Origin of the sequence: Variovorax soli NBRC 106424, assembly GCF_001591385.1 — a bacterium.
Classification (GTDB): domain Bacteria; phylum Pseudomonadota; class Gammaproteobacteria; order Burkholderiales; family Burkholderiaceae_C; genus Variovorax; species Variovorax soli.
Genome location: NZ_BCUU01000023.1, coordinates 17,772 through 31,987, shown reverse-complemented (window position 1 = coordinate 31,987; position 14,216 = coordinate 17,772). Strand labels below are relative to the sequence as shown.

22 protein-coding genes and 1 tRNA gene are annotated in these 14,216 nt (G+C 64.3%); 20 read left to right on the top strand and 3 right to left on the bottom strand.

The window, feature by feature from the left end; translation table 11 throughout:
* The first annotated feature begins 87 nt into the window (after positions 1-87).
* The 18 genes from rplN to VSO01S_RS09430 all read left to right on the top strand — a co-directional run bounded on the left by rplN (position 88) and on the right by VSO01S_RS09430 (position 8,995).
* Positions 88-456 (top strand): 50S ribosomal protein L14, encoded by a 369-nt coding sequence (gene rplN / locus VSO01S_RS09515; RefSeq protein WP_068641723.1) that lies wholly within the window; start codon positions 88-90, stop codon positions 454-456.
* Positions 457-469: 13 nt separating this feature from the next.
* Positions 470-787 (top strand): 50S ribosomal protein L24, encoded by a 318-nt coding sequence (gene rplX / locus VSO01S_RS09510; RefSeq protein ID WP_068641722.1) that lies wholly within the window; start codon positions 470-472, stop codon positions 785-787.
* A gap of 11 nt (positions 788-798) precedes the next feature.
* Complete coding sequence (gene rplE / locus VSO01S_RS09505) at positions 799-1,338, top strand: 50S ribosomal protein L5 (RefSeq protein WP_068641721.1); 540 nt, start codon at positions 799-801, stop codon at positions 1,336-1,338.
* Between the two features lie 8 nt (positions 1,339-1,346).
* Positions 1,347-1,652 carry a 30S ribosomal protein S14 gene (rpsN, locus tag VSO01S_RS09500; RefSeq protein WP_068641717.1) on the top strand — a complete coding sequence of 102 codons (306 nt, stop codon included), beginning with the start codon at positions 1,347-1,349 and terminating at the stop codon, positions 1,650-1,652.
* A 20-nt stretch (positions 1,653-1,672) separates the two neighbouring features.
* The gene (gene rpsH / locus VSO01S_RS09495; RefSeq protein ID WP_068641716.1) at positions 1,673-2,068 is read left to right on the top strand and encodes a 30S ribosomal protein S8; all 396 of its coding nucleotides are present in this window, start codon (positions 1,673-1,675) and stop codon (positions 2,066-2,068) included.
* A gap of 16 nt (positions 2,069-2,084) precedes the next feature.
* Positions 2,085-2,618, top strand: coding sequence for a 50S ribosomal protein L6 (rplF, locus tag VSO01S_RS09490; RefSeq protein ID WP_068641714.1), 534 nt, complete (start codon positions 2,085-2,087; stop codon positions 2,616-2,618).
* Between the two features lie 14 nt (positions 2,619-2,632).
* A complete protein-coding gene (rplR, locus tag VSO01S_RS09485) occupies positions 2,633-2,998 on the top strand; it encodes a 50S ribosomal protein L18 (protein ID WP_068641764.1) in 366 nt (121 codons plus the stop codon).
* An 18-nt stretch (positions 2,999-3,016) separates the two neighbouring features.
* Entirely contained in the window at positions 3,017-3,538 is a 522-nt protein-coding gene (gene rpsE, locus VSO01S_RS09480; protein ID WP_068641712.1) for a 30S ribosomal protein S5, read from the top strand.
* Positions 3,539-3,554: 16 nt separating this feature from the next.
* Complete coding sequence (gene rpmD / locus VSO01S_RS09475; protein ID WP_068641710.1) at positions 3,555-3,737, top strand: 50S ribosomal protein L30; 183 nt, start codon at positions 3,555-3,557, stop codon at positions 3,735-3,737.
* 24 nt (positions 3,738-3,761) lie between these two features.
* Positions 3,762-4,193: a 50S ribosomal protein L15 gene (rplO, locus tag VSO01S_RS09470; protein ID WP_068641708.1), complete on the top strand. Its 432-nt coding sequence runs from the start codon at positions 3,762-3,764 to the stop codon at positions 4,191-4,193.
* 22 nt (positions 4,194-4,215) lie between these two features.
* A complete protein-coding gene (secY, locus tag VSO01S_RS09465) occupies positions 4,216-5,529 on the top strand; it encodes a preprotein translocase subunit SecY (RefSeq protein ID WP_068641699.1) in 1,314 nt (437 codons plus the stop codon).
* Positions 5,530-5,571: 42 nt separating this feature from the next.
* On the top strand, positions 5,572-5,685 hold the full coding sequence (gene rpmJ / locus VSO01S_RS09460) for a 50S ribosomal protein L36 (protein ID WP_068641696.1): 114 nt from the start codon (positions 5,572-5,574) through the stop codon (positions 5,683-5,685).
* 29 nt (positions 5,686-5,714) lie between these two features.
* Positions 5,715-6,080 carry a 30S ribosomal protein S13 gene (gene rpsM / locus VSO01S_RS09455; RefSeq protein ID WP_068641695.1) on the top strand — a complete coding sequence of 122 codons (366 nt, stop codon included), beginning with the start codon at positions 5,715-5,717 and terminating at the stop codon, positions 6,078-6,080.
* A 12-nt stretch (positions 6,081-6,092) separates the two neighbouring features.
* On the top strand, positions 6,093-6,497 hold the full coding sequence (rpsK, locus tag VSO01S_RS09450; RefSeq protein WP_068641693.1) for a 30S ribosomal protein S11: 405 nt from the start codon (positions 6,093-6,095) through the stop codon (positions 6,495-6,497).
* Positions 6,498-6,650: 153 nt separating this feature from the next.
* Positions 6,651-7,274: a 30S ribosomal protein S4 gene (gene rpsD / locus VSO01S_RS09445; RefSeq protein ID WP_068641691.1), complete on the top strand. Its 624-nt coding sequence runs from the start codon at positions 6,651-6,653 to the stop codon at positions 7,272-7,274.
* 131 nt (positions 7,275-7,405) lie between these two features.
* Complete coding sequence (locus VSO01S_RS09440; RefSeq protein ID WP_068641689.1) at positions 7,406-8,395, top strand: DNA-directed RNA polymerase subunit alpha; 990 nt, start codon at positions 7,406-7,408, stop codon at positions 8,393-8,395.
* A 106-nt stretch (positions 8,396-8,501) separates the two neighbouring features.
* Complete coding sequence (gene rplQ / locus VSO01S_RS09435; RefSeq protein WP_068641687.1) at positions 8,502-8,900, top strand: 50S ribosomal protein L17; 399 nt, start codon at positions 8,502-8,504, stop codon at positions 8,898-8,900.
* An 18-nt stretch (positions 8,901-8,918) separates the two neighbouring features.
* Positions 8,919-8,995, top strand: a tRNA-Met gene (locus VSO01S_RS09430).
* A gap of 129 nt (positions 8,996-9,124) precedes the next feature.
* Here VSO01S_RS09430 and VSO01S_RS09425 read toward each other — a convergent pair.
* Complete coding sequence (locus tag VSO01S_RS09425; protein WP_068641685.1) at positions 9,125-10,756, bottom strand: AMP-binding protein; 1,632 nt, start codon at positions 10,754-10,756, stop codon at positions 9,125-9,127.
* A 136-nt stretch (positions 10,757-10,892) separates the two neighbouring features.
* Here VSO01S_RS09425 and VSO01S_RS09420 point away from each other — a divergent pair, with 136 nt between their 5' ends.
* Complete coding sequence (locus tag VSO01S_RS09420; RefSeq protein ID WP_068641683.1) at positions 10,893-12,164, top strand: class I SAM-dependent methyltransferase; 1,272 nt, start codon at positions 10,893-10,895, stop codon at positions 12,162-12,164.
* Between the two features lie 3 nt (positions 12,165-12,167).
* Positions 12,168-12,491: a DUF1840 domain-containing protein gene (locus VSO01S_RS09415; protein WP_068641681.1), complete on the top strand. Its 324-nt coding sequence runs from the start codon at positions 12,168-12,170 to the stop codon at positions 12,489-12,491.
* Between the two features lie 154 nt (positions 12,492-12,645).
* On the opposite strand, the gene VSO01S_RS09410 is transcribed toward VSO01S_RS09415, so the two are convergent.
* Together VSO01S_RS09410 and VSO01S_RS09405 are read right to left on the bottom strand one after the other, a co-directional pair.
* Positions 12,646-13,668 (bottom strand): Bug family tripartite tricarboxylate transporter substrate binding protein, encoded by a 1,023-nt coding sequence (locus tag VSO01S_RS09410; RefSeq protein ID WP_068641679.1) that lies wholly within the window; start codon positions 13,666-13,668, stop codon positions 12,646-12,648.
* A 111-nt stretch (positions 13,669-13,779) separates the two neighbouring features.
* Positions 13,780-14,214 carry a MarR family winged helix-turn-helix transcriptional regulator gene (locus VSO01S_RS09405; RefSeq protein ID WP_068641677.1) on the bottom strand — a complete coding sequence of 145 codons (435 nt, stop codon included), beginning with the start codon at positions 14,212-14,214 and terminating at the stop codon, positions 13,780-13,782.
* Positions 14,215-14,216 lie beyond the last annotated feature (2 nt).

The window sequence follows — 14,216 nt, the reverse complement described above, 5'->3', positions numbered from 1 at the left end:
GTCGGTTGCCGAAGGAAGAGATGGGCGGGTGCAATGCCTGCCAGCTTCACGGTTGCTGCGATCAGTACAAGTTGGGAACTAAGACAAATGATCCAAACTGAATCCAGGCTCGAAGTGGCCGACAACACGGGCGCGAAATCCGTCCTGTGTATCAAGGTGCTTGGCGGCTCCAAGCGCCGCTACGCAAGCGTTGGCGACATCATCAAGGTGAGCGTCAAGGAAGCTGCGCCGCGCGGCCGCGTCAAGAAGGGCGAAATCTATTCCGCCGTCGTGGTTCGCACCGCCAAGGGCATCCGTCGTGCCGACGGTTCGCTCGTCAAGTTCGACGGCAATGCCGCCGTGCTGCTCAACGCCAAGCATGAGCCCATCGGCACCCGCATCTTCGGACCGGTCACGCGCGAACTGCGTACCGAGAAGTTCATGAAGATCGTGTCGCTGGCCCCCGAAGTTCTCTAAGGACAACAACGCCATGAACAAGATTCGCAAAGGCGACCAGGTCATCGTGTTGGCCGGGCGCGACAAGGGCAAGCGCGGCACGGTGACGCTGCGCAAGGATGACGACCACGTCGTCGTCGAAGGCATCAACCTCGTCAAGAAGCACACCAAGCCGAACCCCATGAAGGGCACGACCGGTGGCATCGTTGAAAAGGCCATGCCGATTCACCAATCCAATGTGGCGATCTTCAATGCCGCGACCGGCAAGGCTGATCGCGTGGGCATCAAGGTCACGGACGGCAAGCGCGTGCGCGTCTTCAAGTCCAGCGGCGAAGAAATCAAGGCCGCCTAAGAGGTACGCACATGGCACGACTCCAACAACACTACCGCGAAAAGATCGCCAAGGACCTGACCGAGAAGTTCGGCTACAAGTCCCCGATGCAGGTCCCGCGCCTGACCAAGATCACGCTGAACATGGGCGTGGGCGAGGCTGTGGCCGACAAGAAGGTGCTCGAAAACGCCGTGGCCGATCTGACCAAGATCGCCGGCCAGAAGCCCGTCGTCACCAAGTCGAAGAAGGCCATCGCAGGCTTCAAGATCCGTGAGCAACAGCCCATCGGCTGCATGGTGACCCTGCGCGGCGTTCAGATGTACGAATTCCTGGACCGCTTCGTGACCGTGGCCCTGCCGCGCGTTCGCGACTTCCGCGGTATCTCGGGTCGTGCGTTCGACGGCCGTGGCAACTACAACATCGGCGTCAAGGAACAGATCATCTTCCCGGAAATCGAGTACGACAAGGTGGATGCGCTGCGTGGCCTGAACATCAGCATCACGACGACCGCCAAGACCGATGAAGAAGCCAAGGCGCTGCTCGCCGGCTTCCGTTTCCCGTTCAAGAACTGAGGTGATCTGTGGCTAAAGTAGCTTTGATCCAGCGCGAACTCAAGCGCGACAAACTGGCCGCCAAGTACGCCGCCAAGTACGCCGAACTGAAGGCGATCGCCAACGACGCGAAGAAGAGCGACGAAGAGCGCGCTGCCGCCCGCCTGGGCCTGCAGAAGCTCCCGCGTAACGCCAACCCCACGCGTCAGCGCAACCGCTGCGAAATCACGGGTCGTCCCCGCGGCACCTTCCGTCAATTCGGTCTGGCACGCGCCAAGATCCGCGAGCTGGCTTTCAACGGCGACATCCCCGGTGTCACCAAGGCCAGCTGGTAAGCCAGGCAGGAGCAAACAACATGAGCATGAGTGATCCCATTGCCGACCTGCTGACGCGCATCCGCAACGCGCAGATGGTCGCCAAGCCCACCGTGTCGGTCCCGTCTTCCAAGGTGAAGGTCGCGATCGCACAAGTCCTGAAGGACGAGGGCTACATCGACGGCTTCCAGGTCAAGACCGAAGCCGGCAAGAGCGAGCTGGAAATTTCGCTGAAGTACTACGCCGGTCGCCCGGTCATCGAGCGCATCGAGCGCGTCAGCCGTCCCGGCCTGCGCGTCTACAAGGCCAGCGCCGCGATCCCGCAGGTGCAGAACGGCCTGGGCGTTGCCATCGTGACCACGCCCAAGGGCGTGATGACCGATCGCAAGGCGCGCGCCAACGGCGTTGGCGGCGAAGTCCTGTGCTACGTCGCCTGATCGAGGAGCAAGAAGAATGTCCCGAGTAGGTAAGAGCCCGGTCGCCATCCCGCAAGGCGTGGATGTGTCGATCAAGGAAGACCAGATCAGCGTCAAGGGCGCTGGCGGTCAACTGTCGCTGGCCAGCAATCCGCTGGTCATCGTCAAGAACAACGACGGCAAGCTGAGCTTCACGCCGGCCAACGATTCGCGTGAAGCGAATGCGATGAGCGGCACCATTCGCCAGCTGGTCAACAACATGGTGGTCGGTGTGACCAAGGGCTTCGAGAAGAAGCTCAACCTGGTTGGCGTGGGCTTCAAAGCCGCCGCCCAGGGCGCCAAGCTCAACCTGTCGGTTGGCTTCTCGCACCCGGTCGACATCGCGATGCCCCAAGGCATCACGGTGGCAACGCCGGCCCCGACCGAAATCGTGATCAAGGGTGCCGACCGCCAACGCGTCGGCCAGATCGCCGCTGAGATCCGCGCTGTTCGTCCGCCCGAGCCCTACAAGGGCAAGGGGATCCGTTATTCGGACGAGAAGATCGTGATCAAAGAGACCAAGAAGAAGTAAGGGGCAGCAAAATGATGTTGACCAAGAAAGAACAGCGTCTTCGCCGCGCGCGCCAGACCCGCATTCGCATCGCGAAGCAGGGCATCGCCCGCCTGACGGTGAACCGCACCAACCTGCACATCTACGCCACCGTCATCTCCGAAGACGGTTCGAAGGTGCTGGCCGCTGCTTCCACCGCCGAAGCCGAAATCCGCTCGTCGCTGGGCGGCGCTGGCAAGGGTGGCAACGTTGCTGCCGCCACGCTGATCGGCAAGCGCATCGCTGAGAAGGCCAAGGCCGCCGGCGTCGAGAAGGTTGCATTCGACCGCGCTGGCTTCGCCTATCACGGCCGCGTCAAGGCCCTGGCCGACGCTGCCCGCGAAGCCGGTCTGCAGTTCTAACCGAATACGAGATTCAAGATGGCAAAGATTCAGGCAAGAACGCAGAACGAAGGACCCGAGGACGGTCTGCGCGAGAAGATGATCGCGATCAACCGCGTCACCAAGGTGGTGAAGGGTGGTCGTATCCTCGGTTTCGCTGCACTGACGGTGGTTGGCGACGGCGACGGCCGCGTCGGCATGGGCAAGGGCAAGTCCAAGGAAGTGCCCGCTGCCGTGCAGAAGGCCATGGAAGAGGCCCGCCGCAACCTGTTCAAGGGCGCGATCAAGAACGGCACGCTGCACCACGAAGTGCACGGCCACCACGGTGCTTCGTCCGTCGTGATGTACCCGGCCCCCAAGGGTACCGGCATCATCGCCGGCGGCCCGATGCGCGCCGTGTTCGAAGTGATGGGCATCACCGACGTCGTGGCCAAGAGCCACGGTTCGTCGAACCCCTACAACATGGTTCGCGCCACGCTGAACGGCCTGCGCAACGCTACGACGGCTTCGGAAGTCGCCGCCAAGCGTGGCCTGACGGTCGAGCAGCTGTTCGCCGCTTAAAGCCGGAGCATCACAAATGACGCAACAACAAACCGTCAAGGTGCAATTGGTCCGCAGCCCGATCGGCACCAAGCAATCGCATCGCGCCACCGTGCGTGGCCTGGGCCTGCGCAAGCTCAACTCCGTGTCGGAGCTGCAGGACACGCCCGCCGTTCGCGGCATGATCAACAAGATCAGCTACCTGGTCAAAGTGCTCTAAACAAGAGCTGCTGAGAGAGACGATATGGAACTCAATGGCATCAAGCCCGCTGCCGGCGCCAAGCACGCGAAGCGTCGCGTCGGCCGCGGCATCGGCTCCGGCCTCGGCAAGACTGCCGGCCGCGGTCACAAGGGTCAGAAGTCGCGTTCGGGCGGCTTCCACAAGGTGGGCTTCGAAGGCGGCCAGATGCCGCTGCAGCGTCGCCTGCCCAAGCGCGGCTTCAAGTCGCAGACGCTGAAGTACAACGCCGAAATCACGCTGGCCTCGCTGGAAAAGCTGGGCCTGGCCGAAGTCGACGTCCTGGCGCTGAAGCAAGCCGGCCTGGTGGGCCAGCTGGCCAAGGTGGTCAAGGTCGTGAAGTCGGGTGAACTCACCAAGGCCGTCAAGCTGACGGGCATCGGTGCGACGGCAGGTGCCAAGGCTGCGATCGAAGCAGCCGGCGGCAGCGTCGCTTAAAGCATCTTGCTGAAGGCACTACGTGGCAACTAACGCGGCAACGCTCGCAAAGACAGGCAAGTTCGGCGACCTGCGTCGTCGGCTGGTGTTTTTGCTGCTCGCTCTGGTGGTGTATCGGATCGGGGCGCACATTCCCGTGCCTGGCATCAACCCGGACCAGCTGGCACAGCTGTTCCAGGGCCAGCAGGGTGGCATCCTGAGCCTGTTCAACATGTTCTCGGGCGGTGCGCTGTCGCGCTTCACCGTGTTCGCGTTGGGCATCATGCCGTACATCTCTGCATCGATCATCATGCAGCTGATGACCTACGTGGTGCCGACCTTCGAGCAGCTGAAGAAGGAAGGCGAGGCGGGCCGCCGCAAGATCACCCAGTACACGCGCTACGGCGCGCTGGCGCTGGCGCTGTTCCAGTCCTTCGGCATCGCGGTGGCACTCGAGTCGTCCGCCGGCCTGGTCATCAACCCGGGCTTCGGCTTCCGCCTCACGGCCATGATCAGTCTCACGGCTGGTTCGATGTTCCTGATGTGGCTGGGCGAGCAGATCACCGAGCGCGGCCTGGGCAACGGCATCTCGATCCTGATCTTCGCGGGTATCGCCGCAGGTCTGCCGAGCGCCATTGGTGGCCTGGCTTCGCTGGTGACCACGGGGGCCATGAACCCGATCGTCGCGCTGTTCATCGTCGCGATCGTCGTGCTGGTGACCTACTTCGTGGTGTTCGTCGAACGCGGCCAGCGCAAGATCCTGGTGAACTATGCGCGCCGCCAGGTCGGCAACAAGGTGTATGGCGGCCAGTCCTCGCACCTGCCGCTGAAGCTGAACATGGCCGGTGTGATTCCGCCCATCTTCGCTTCGTCCATCATCCTGCTGCCGGCCACCGTGGTGGGCTGGTTCAGTACCGGTGACGGCGGCTGGCGCTGGGTCAAGGACGTGGCCAGCGCGCTGCGTCCGGGCGAGCCGATCTATGTGCTGCTGTACGCGGCGGCCATCGTGTTCTTCTGCTTCTTCTACACGGCGTTGGTCTTCAACAGCCGCGAGACGGCAGACAACCTGAAGAAGAGCGGTGCCTTCATTCCCGGCATCCGCCCGGGTGACCAGACCGCCCGGTATATCGACAAGATCCTGGTTCGCCTCACGCTGGCGGGCGCGGTGTACATCACCTTCGTCTGCCTGCTGCCGGAGTTCCTGATCCTGAAATACAACGTGCCGTTCTACTTCGGTGGGACTTCACTGCTGATCATCGTGGTGGTCACGATGGACTTCATGGCCCAGGTGCAGAACTACATGATGTCCCAGCAATACGAATCGCTGCTCAAGAAGGCGAACTTCAAGCCTTCGTGATGCGGGCCCACAAGACGACGTAGAGAGATTTAGGAGTAACAAATGAGAGTTTCGGCTTCGGTCAAGACCATCTGCCGCAATTGCAAGATCATCCGCCGCAAGGGTGTGGTGCGCGTGATCTGTTCCGACCCGCGCCACAAGCAGCGCCAGGGTTGATTCGAGAAGAAGAGATTTAGAGGACGCACATGGCACGTATTGCTGGCATCAACATTCCGCCGCACAAGCACGCCGAGATCGGCCTGACCGCCATCTTCGGTATCGGGCGCACCCGCGCTCGCAAGATCTGCGAAGCGGCTGGCATCGACTACGCGAAGAAGGTCAAGGACCTGACGGACGCTGACCTGGAAAAGATCCGCGACCAGATCGCCCAGTTCACGATCGAAGGCGACCTGCGCCGCGAAACGACGATGAACATCAAGCGACTGATGGACATCGGTTGCTACCGTGGTTTCCGTCATCGCCGCGGCCTGCCGATGCGCGGCCAGCGCACGCGCACCAACGCCCGCACCCGCAAGGGCCCGCGCAAGGCTGCGCAGTCCCTGAAGAAGTAAGGATAGAAAAGCATGGCTAAAGCTCCTGCCAACAACGCAGCACAGCGCGTTCGCAAGAAGGTCCGCAAGAACGTTGCGGACGGTATCGCCCACGTGCACGCCTCGTTCAACAACACCATCATCACGATCACCGATCGCCAGGGCAACGCCCTGTCGTGGGCTTCGTCGGGTGGCCAAGGCTTCAAGGGTTCGCGCAAGTCGACGCCCTTCGCAGCCCAGGTGGCTTCCGAAGTGGCCGGCCGTGCCGCGGTGGAACAAGGCATCAAGAACCTGGACGTCGAGATCAAGGGCCCCGGCCCGGGTCGCGAATCGTCGGTGCGCGCCCTGGCCGCGCTCGGCATCCGCATCAACTCGATTTCCGACGTGACGCCGGTGCCGCACAACGGCTGCCGTCCGCAGAAGCGCCGCCGCATCTAAGCGCGTCGCGTGAAGGCGCAGCCTGCATTCGTGCAGTCTGCGCGTTTTGTTTTTGGTTGTTTTGTAAAAGCAAGCCCACCGCCGCCGTCCCAAGGGTCGAGCGGCTCCCGCGAAGGATGGTCCTTCTCGGCAGATGACACAAAGGAAGATCTCGTGGCACGTTACCTCGGCCCCAAGGCCAAACTCTCCCGCCGTGAAGGCACCGACCTGTTCCTCAAGAGCGCCCGCCGCTCGATCCAGGACAAGGCGAAGTTCGACTCCAAGCCCGGCCAGCATGGCCGCACCTCGGGTCAGCGTACCTCCGACTACGGCCTGCAGCTGCGCGAAAAGCAGAAGGTCAAGCGCATGTACGGCGTGCTCGAGAAGCAGTTCCGCCGCTACTTCGAGGAAGCCGACCGCCGCCGCGGCAACACCGGTGCCAACCTGCTGTTCCTGCTCGAGTCGCGCCTGGACAACGTGGTCTACCGCATGGGCTTCGGTTCCACCCGCGCCGAAGCGCGCCAGCTGGTGTCGCACAAGGCCATCACGGTGAACGGCCAGTCGGTCAACATCCCGTCGTACCTGGTCAAGGCCGGCGACGTGGTTGCCGTTCGTGAAAAGTCGAAGAAGCAGACCCGCGTGGTCGAGGCCCTGCAGCTGGCCGCCCAAGTGGGCATGCCCGCCTGGGTCGAAGTGAATGCCGACAAGGCCGAAGGCGTCTTCAAGAAGACCCCGGACCGCGACGAATTCGCTTCCGACATCAACGAATCGCTGATCGTCGAACTCTACTCGCGCTAAAGCGCGAGACCACGGGCCGCCCACATCGCGGCCCGTATTTGATTTTTCGGTTCCCGCTGGGAGGCATTCCAGTCGGGCGCTTCACCAGCCTTACCGGTGTAACGAACCGGGGGTATTGAGAGGAAGTCTGCATGCAAACCACCCTGCTGAAACCCAAGACCATCCAGGTCGAGCAACTGGCGGCCAACAAGGCCAAGGTGACGCTCGAGCCCTTCGAGCGCGGCTACGGCCACACGCTCGGCAACGCGCTGCGCCGCGTTCTGCTGTCTTCGATGGTTGGTTATTCGGCGACCGAAGTGACCATTGCCGGCGTTCTGCACGAGTACTCGTCGATCGACGGCGTTCAGGAAGATGTGGTCAACATCCTGCTGAACCTCAAGGGCGTGGTGTTCAAGCTCCACAACCGCGACGAAGTCACGCTGAGCCTGCGCAAGGACGGCGAAGGCCCGGTCACCGCTTCCGACATCCAGACGCCGCACGACGTCGAGATCATCAACCCGGACCACGTCATTGCGCACCTGTCGCAAGGCGGCAAGCTCGACATGCAGATCAAGGTCGAGAAGGGCCGCGGCTACGTGCCCGGCACCATGCGCCGCTATGCCGATGAGCCGACCAAGTCGATCGGCCGCATCGTGCTCGACGCGTCGTTCTCGCCCGTCAAGCGCGTGAGCTACACCGTCGAAAGCGCGCGCGTCGAGCAGCGCACCGACCTGGACAAGCTGCTGGTCGAGATCGAGACCAACGGCGCCATCACCGCTGAAGACGCGGTGCGTGCCTCGGCCAAGATCCTGGTCGAGCAGCTTGCCGTGTTCGCGCAGCTGGAAGGCGGCGAACTGGCCGCCTTCGACGCGCCCGCCCCGCGCAGCGCCCAGCAGTTCGACCCGATCCTGCTGCGCCCCGTGGACGAGCTCGAGCTGACGGTGCGTTCGGCCAACTGCCTGAAGGCCGAGAACATCTACTACATCGGTGACCTGATCCAGCGCACCGAGAACGAGCTGCTCAAGACCCCGAACCTGGGTCGCAAGTCGCTCAACGAAATCAAGGAAGTGCTCGCCTCGCGCGGCCTGACCTTGGGCATGAAGCTCGAGAGCTGGCCGCCGGCCGGCCTCGACAAGCGTTAAGCCAAGCCAGTCAATTCAATCAACCAAGCGCCATTCCAGCGTGGATGGCGCAAAGGGCAGTACCTGACACGGCTGCCTTTATTACAAACCTCGAAAGGAAAAAATCATGCGTCACGGTCACGGCCTTCGCAAACTCAACCGCACCAGCTCGCACCGCCTGGCGATGCTGCAGAACATGATGAACTCGCTGATCGCTCACGAGGCCATCAAGACCACGGTCCCCAAGGCCAAGGAACTGCGCCGCGTCATCGAGCCGATGATCACGCTGGCCAAGAAGCCCACCGTTGCCAACAAGCGCCTGGCCTTCGACCGCCTGCGCGACCGCGACTCCGTCGTGAAGCTGTTCAATGAACTGGGCCCGCGCTACCAGACCCGCCCGGGCGGCTACACCCGCATCCTGAAGATGGGTTTCCGCGTTGGCGACAACGCGCCCATGGCTCTGGTTGAGCTGGTCGACCGCCCCGAAATTTCCGAGGGCAGCGACGAGCAAAACGCCGCGGAATAAGCTATAATTTCTGTCTGCCGCGCGATGGAGCAGCCTGGTAGCTCGTTGGGCTCATAACCCAAAGGTCGCAAGTTCAAATCTTGCTCGCGCAACCAAATTGAAAAGCCTCTTGGAGAAATCCAGGAGGCTTTTTCTTTGGCCGAAAGGCATGTGCCGCTGCGCACGTGCAAGGCACGTGCGCAGCCTGTGCCAATCCCTGCTTCCTGTGTTGCCTTCGCAGTCGGCTAGCGCGCGTTCTTCATCTGCCGCAGCCTGAAGCGCTGCAGCTTGCCGGTCTCGGTGCGCGGCAGGCTGTCCACGAAGTCGATGGCACGCGGGTACTTGAAGGGCGCGATGGTGGCCTTCACGTGGTCCTGCAGTGCCTTGACCATGGCGGCGTCGCCGCTGTGGCCGGGCTTGAGCACGCAGAAGGCCTTGACGATCATGCCGCGCGCCTCGTCGGGCACGCCGATCACGCCGCATTCGGCCACCGCCGGGTGCTTGAGCAATGCGTCTTCCACCTCGGGGCCGCCGACGTTGTAGCCGGCGGTGATGATCATGTCGTCGTCGCGGGCCTGGTAGAAGAAGTAGCCGTCGGCGTCCTGCATGAAGGCATCGCCCGGATAGTTCCAGCCCCGCTTCACGTAGTTCTGCTGGCGCGCGTCGTCCAGGTAGCGGCAGCCCGTGGGGCCGATGACCGCAAGCCGGCCGATGGTGCCGCGCGGCACTTCCTGCCCTTGCTCGTCGACCACGCGCGCCAGGTAGCCGGGCACCGCCTTGCCGATGGCGCCGCGGCGCACCTCGCTGCCCGCCGAGGAAATGAAGATGTGGAACATCTCGGTGGCGCCGATACCGTCGATCATCTCGATGCCCGTGGCCTCCTTCCACAGCTGCCGGGTGGCGTCGGGCAGCCCCTCGCCGGCACTCACCGTCTTGCGCAGCCCGGGCACGCCGAGTTGTCTGGCGAACGGCGCCATCTGGCGATAGAAGGTGGGCGCGGTGAAGCAGATGGTGGCGCCCACCTCGTTGATGGTGCGCACCATCGATTCCGGCGTGTAGCCGGCGCCCGGCAGCCACACCGAAGCGCCGGCCCACATCGGGAAGATGAGCAGGCCGCCCAGGCCGAAGGTGAAGGCCAGCGGCGGCGAGCCGACCACCACGTCGTCCGCCTGGATCTGCAGCACATGGCGCGGCCAGGCTTCGCAGGCGGCCAGCACGTCGCGGTGGCTGTGCACCGGTGCCTTGGGCTTGCCGGTGGTGCCCGAGGTGAAGGCCATCAGCGCGATGTCGTCGGCCTGGGTGGCGGGCCAGGCCGCCTGGCCGCTCTTCGCGGCCGCCAGGGCTTCCAGCGACGCCGCATCGTCCGGGGCGTTGAAGCGCAGCACGGCGCGCAGGCTCGCGCCGGCGGGCAGGGCGCGCGCCGCATCCAGTTCTTCCATCAGGCGCGTGTCGCACAGCGCGGCGGCAGGCTGCGCTTTCTCCAGGATGTCTCCCAGCTCGCGCGCCCGAAGAAGCGGCATGGTGGCCAGGGCAATCAGCCCCGCCTTCACCACGCCCAGCCAGGCCAGCGCCATCTCCACCGAATTGCCGCCGCGCAGCAGCACCCGGTTGCCGGGCACCAGCGCCAGGTCTTCCAGCAATACCTGGGCGATGCGATCGATCTCGGCGCGTGCCTGCCGGTAAGTCAGCGTGCGCTGTGGCGAGCGCAGCATCGGCCGGTCGCCGTGGCCGGCGGCCTCGGCCCGATCCAGCAGGGCATCGACCAGGTTCAACTGCTCGGGAAAGTCCACGCCGGACAGGCCGTCGTATACGAACTTCGGCCATTGGTCGCGCGCAGGCAGCCGGTCGGAAACGAAGCGATCAATTGGGGCGCTCATCGAATAAACCTCCGTGGAGACGGCCGCCATTCAGCGGTTCACGAATAAATAGTTTACACATAAACAATATACTGGCAACGAGGCCATGAGGCCGGGTCGGTTGACGGTTGTGTATCCCCCTGGCAAAAATCGCTCCATGCAGAGTCTGATACCGAAGATCGAGTCGCAGCTCGCGACGCTTCCGGTGCCGATCGCATTGGAGCTGCCCGACGGGCGCCGCGTCAGCACCACATCGCCATCTCGCGTGACCCTCGCCTTCAGCGAGTGGTCGGCCCTGGCCAAGCTGGCGAGCCGCCAGATCGGCGCGATCGGCGAAGCGTATGTGGAGGGCAAGGTGCAGATCCAGGGCGCCATGCGCGACCTGACCGATGCCGCGGTGGGCCTGCTGCCCGGCAATCCGGTCGAGACGACCAGCGGCTGGTGGGGCGAGCTGATGCGCCGGGCCAAGTCGCGCGGGGCGCACTCACTGCGCAAGGACTCGGCGCAGATCCAGTTCCACTACGACGTGTCCGACGACTTTTACGCCCTGTGGCTGGACCCGCGCCGCGTCTATTCGTGTGCCTATTACCGCGACGAAGCCCTGGACCTGGCCCAGGCGCAGGAAGCCAAGCTGGACCACATCTGCCGCAAGCTGCAGCTCAAGGCGGGCGAGCGCTATCTGGATGTGGGTTCTGGCTGGGGTGCGCTGCTGCTGTGGGCCGCCGAGAACTACGGCGTGGATGCCACCGGCATCACGCTGTCGAAGAACCAGCATGCCTATGTGAACCGGCTGATCGAGGAGCGCGGCCTGGGCGGCCGGGTGCGGGTCGAGCTGCTCGACTATCGCGAGCTCAAGCCGGCGCAGCGCTTCCACAAGATCTCCTCGGTGGGCATGTTCGAACACGTGGGCCGCGCCAACATGGGCGCGTACTTCCAGCAGATCTTCGATCTGCTCGAACCCGGCGGCCTGGCCATGAACCACGGCATCACCTCCGGCCAGCTCGACCAGCAGCAGCTGGGCGCCGGCATGGGCGACTTCATCGAGAAGTACATCTTTCCCGGCGGCGAGTTGCTGCACGTGACGCATGTGCTGCGCGAACTTGCCGCCGCGGGCCTGGAGATGGTGGACACGGAAAACCTGCGCCCGCACTACGCCCGCACGCTGTGGGCCTGGTCCGATGCGCTCGAAGCCCAGTTGCCGCAGGCGCGCGAGGTGCTGCGCCAGAGCACCGGCGACGAGGGGCGCGCCGAACGCGTGCTGCGCGCCTACCGCCTGTACCTGGCCGGCTCGGCCATGAGCTTCGAGCAGGGCTGGATCGCGCTGCACCAGATGCTGGCCATCAAGCCCGATGGCGACATGTCGAGCGGCACCCTGCGCGGCGCGCAATCGGAGTACCCTTTCACCCGGGATCACATCTACAACAGGTGAAACATGCTCTATCGCTTCAAGTCACAGGCCACCGAAGACGTCGTCATGATGGAAGGCAATGCCAGGCAACTGCTCGACATCGTCGGCAAGGCCTCGAGCAAGGGCATCATCACGGCGGACCAGTTGCCCGCCGCAATCACCGCGCTGGAGAACGCGGTGAAGCAGGACGCCATCAACAACAAGCACAACCATGATGCTTTCGCCGCCGAGGACCATGCGGACGAGGCCGAGCGCGTGCATGTGGGGCTGCACCAGCGGGCCGCGCCGCTGATCCACATGTTCAAGCGCGCCCAAGCTGCCGGCAAGGACGTGGTCTGGGGGGTCTGAAAAGGCCCCTCGGCTTCTCACGCCGCTCCCGCGGGTGTAGTTCGCCATCCCCCGAGGGGAGGACCACAACTGAGGCCCGGCAAAGCCGGTTCCTCGGTGTGTTGCTGGCCCCGCTTACGGGCGCACGAAGGTCGCGTCCGGTTTCAAGAACTGGTTAGTCCACCTTCGCGCCGCTGGTCTTCACCACCGCCGCCCATTTCTTGTGCTCGCTGTCGATGAGCTTGGCGAACTCGGCGGGGGTGTTGCCGCTGGGCAGGGCGCCCTGGGCAATGAGCTTTTCCTTGATGGCGGGGGTGCCCAACGATTTGGCGACTTCCTGCTGGATGCGGTTCACGATGTCGGGCGGCGTGCCGGCCGGGGCGAGCAGGCCGAACCAGGAACTCGCCTCGTAGCCCTTGAGCGACGGGCCGCCGGCTTCCTCGACGGTGGGCACGTCGGGCAGCGCCGGGGAGCGCTGTGCGCTGGTCACGGCCAGGGCCTTGAGCTTGCCGCCCTTGATCTGCTGCATGGAAGAAGGCAGGTTGTCGAACATCACGTCCGTGCTGCCGGCCACCAGGTCGAGCAAGGCGGGGCCCGAGCCCCGGTACGGGATGTGCGTCATGTAGCTGCCTGTCATGCTCTTGAACAGCTCGCCCGCCAGGTGGATCGAGGTGCCGCTGCCGCTGGAGGCCATGCTCAGCTTGCCCGGGTGCGCCTTGGCGTAGGCGATGAAGTCCTGGACTGAGTTGATGCCCAGCTGCCTGGCCTTGTCGGCATTCATCTCCATCACGTTGGGCACCGCCGCCACCAGGGTGATGGGCGCGAAGTCCTTGATCGGGTCGTAGGCCAGCTTGGGGTACAGGGCGCGGTTGATGCCGTGCGTGCCCACCGTGCCCATGAGCAGCGTGTAGCCGTCGGGCGCCGAGTGCGCCACGATTTCCGCGCCCACGTTGCCGCCGGCACCGGCCCGGTTGTCCACGATGAACTGCTGGCCGAAGGCCTTGGACAGCTCCGGCGCGACGGCCCGCGCCAGGATGTCGGTGGTGCCGCCCGGTGCAAAGGGCACCACGATGCGCACCGGCTTGGTCGGCCAGTTCGCCTGCGCCGCGGCAGGGCCGCCGAAGGCCAGCAGTGCCGACGAGGCCGCGGCAGCGCGCAGCAGCGTGCGTCGATGGATGGGGGAAAGAATCTTGTGCATGCTCGCTCCAGTCAATGCGATCGAAATGGGCCGTGCAGCCCCGTGGCGTCTGTTTTACGAGTGAAGGCGGCGATTCGATGCGGGTAATAACCCCGGGGCCTTCCGTCCGACTCAACCATCGGTCATGCGCACCGAGGCGATGAGCTTGTCGAGCATGGCGCTGAGCTGCTCGCGCTCGTGCGCGGTGATGTTGGCGAACAGCTCCGCTTCGCGCTCCTGCGCGCGCGCCAGGGCCGCTTCATACACGGAGCGGCCGGCGGCGCTGAGGTAGAGCCGGCTGCGTCTCTGGTCCGTCGGGTCTTCATGGCGCTGCAGCCGCTTGGCGCGCTGCAGGCCCGCCAGCGCGCGGCTCACGGCCATCTTGTCCAGGCCGCTGTACTCGGCCACCTGGCTGGCATTGCAGCCGGGCTGTGCGCCCACCATCGCCATCACGCGCCACTCGTTGAGCGTGAGCTGCAGCGGCTTGCCCACCCGCTGCTCGAAGGGCCGCGCCGTGAAATTGACGACCCGCACCAGCTTGAAGATGAGCAGGTCGTCGTCGCCCATGG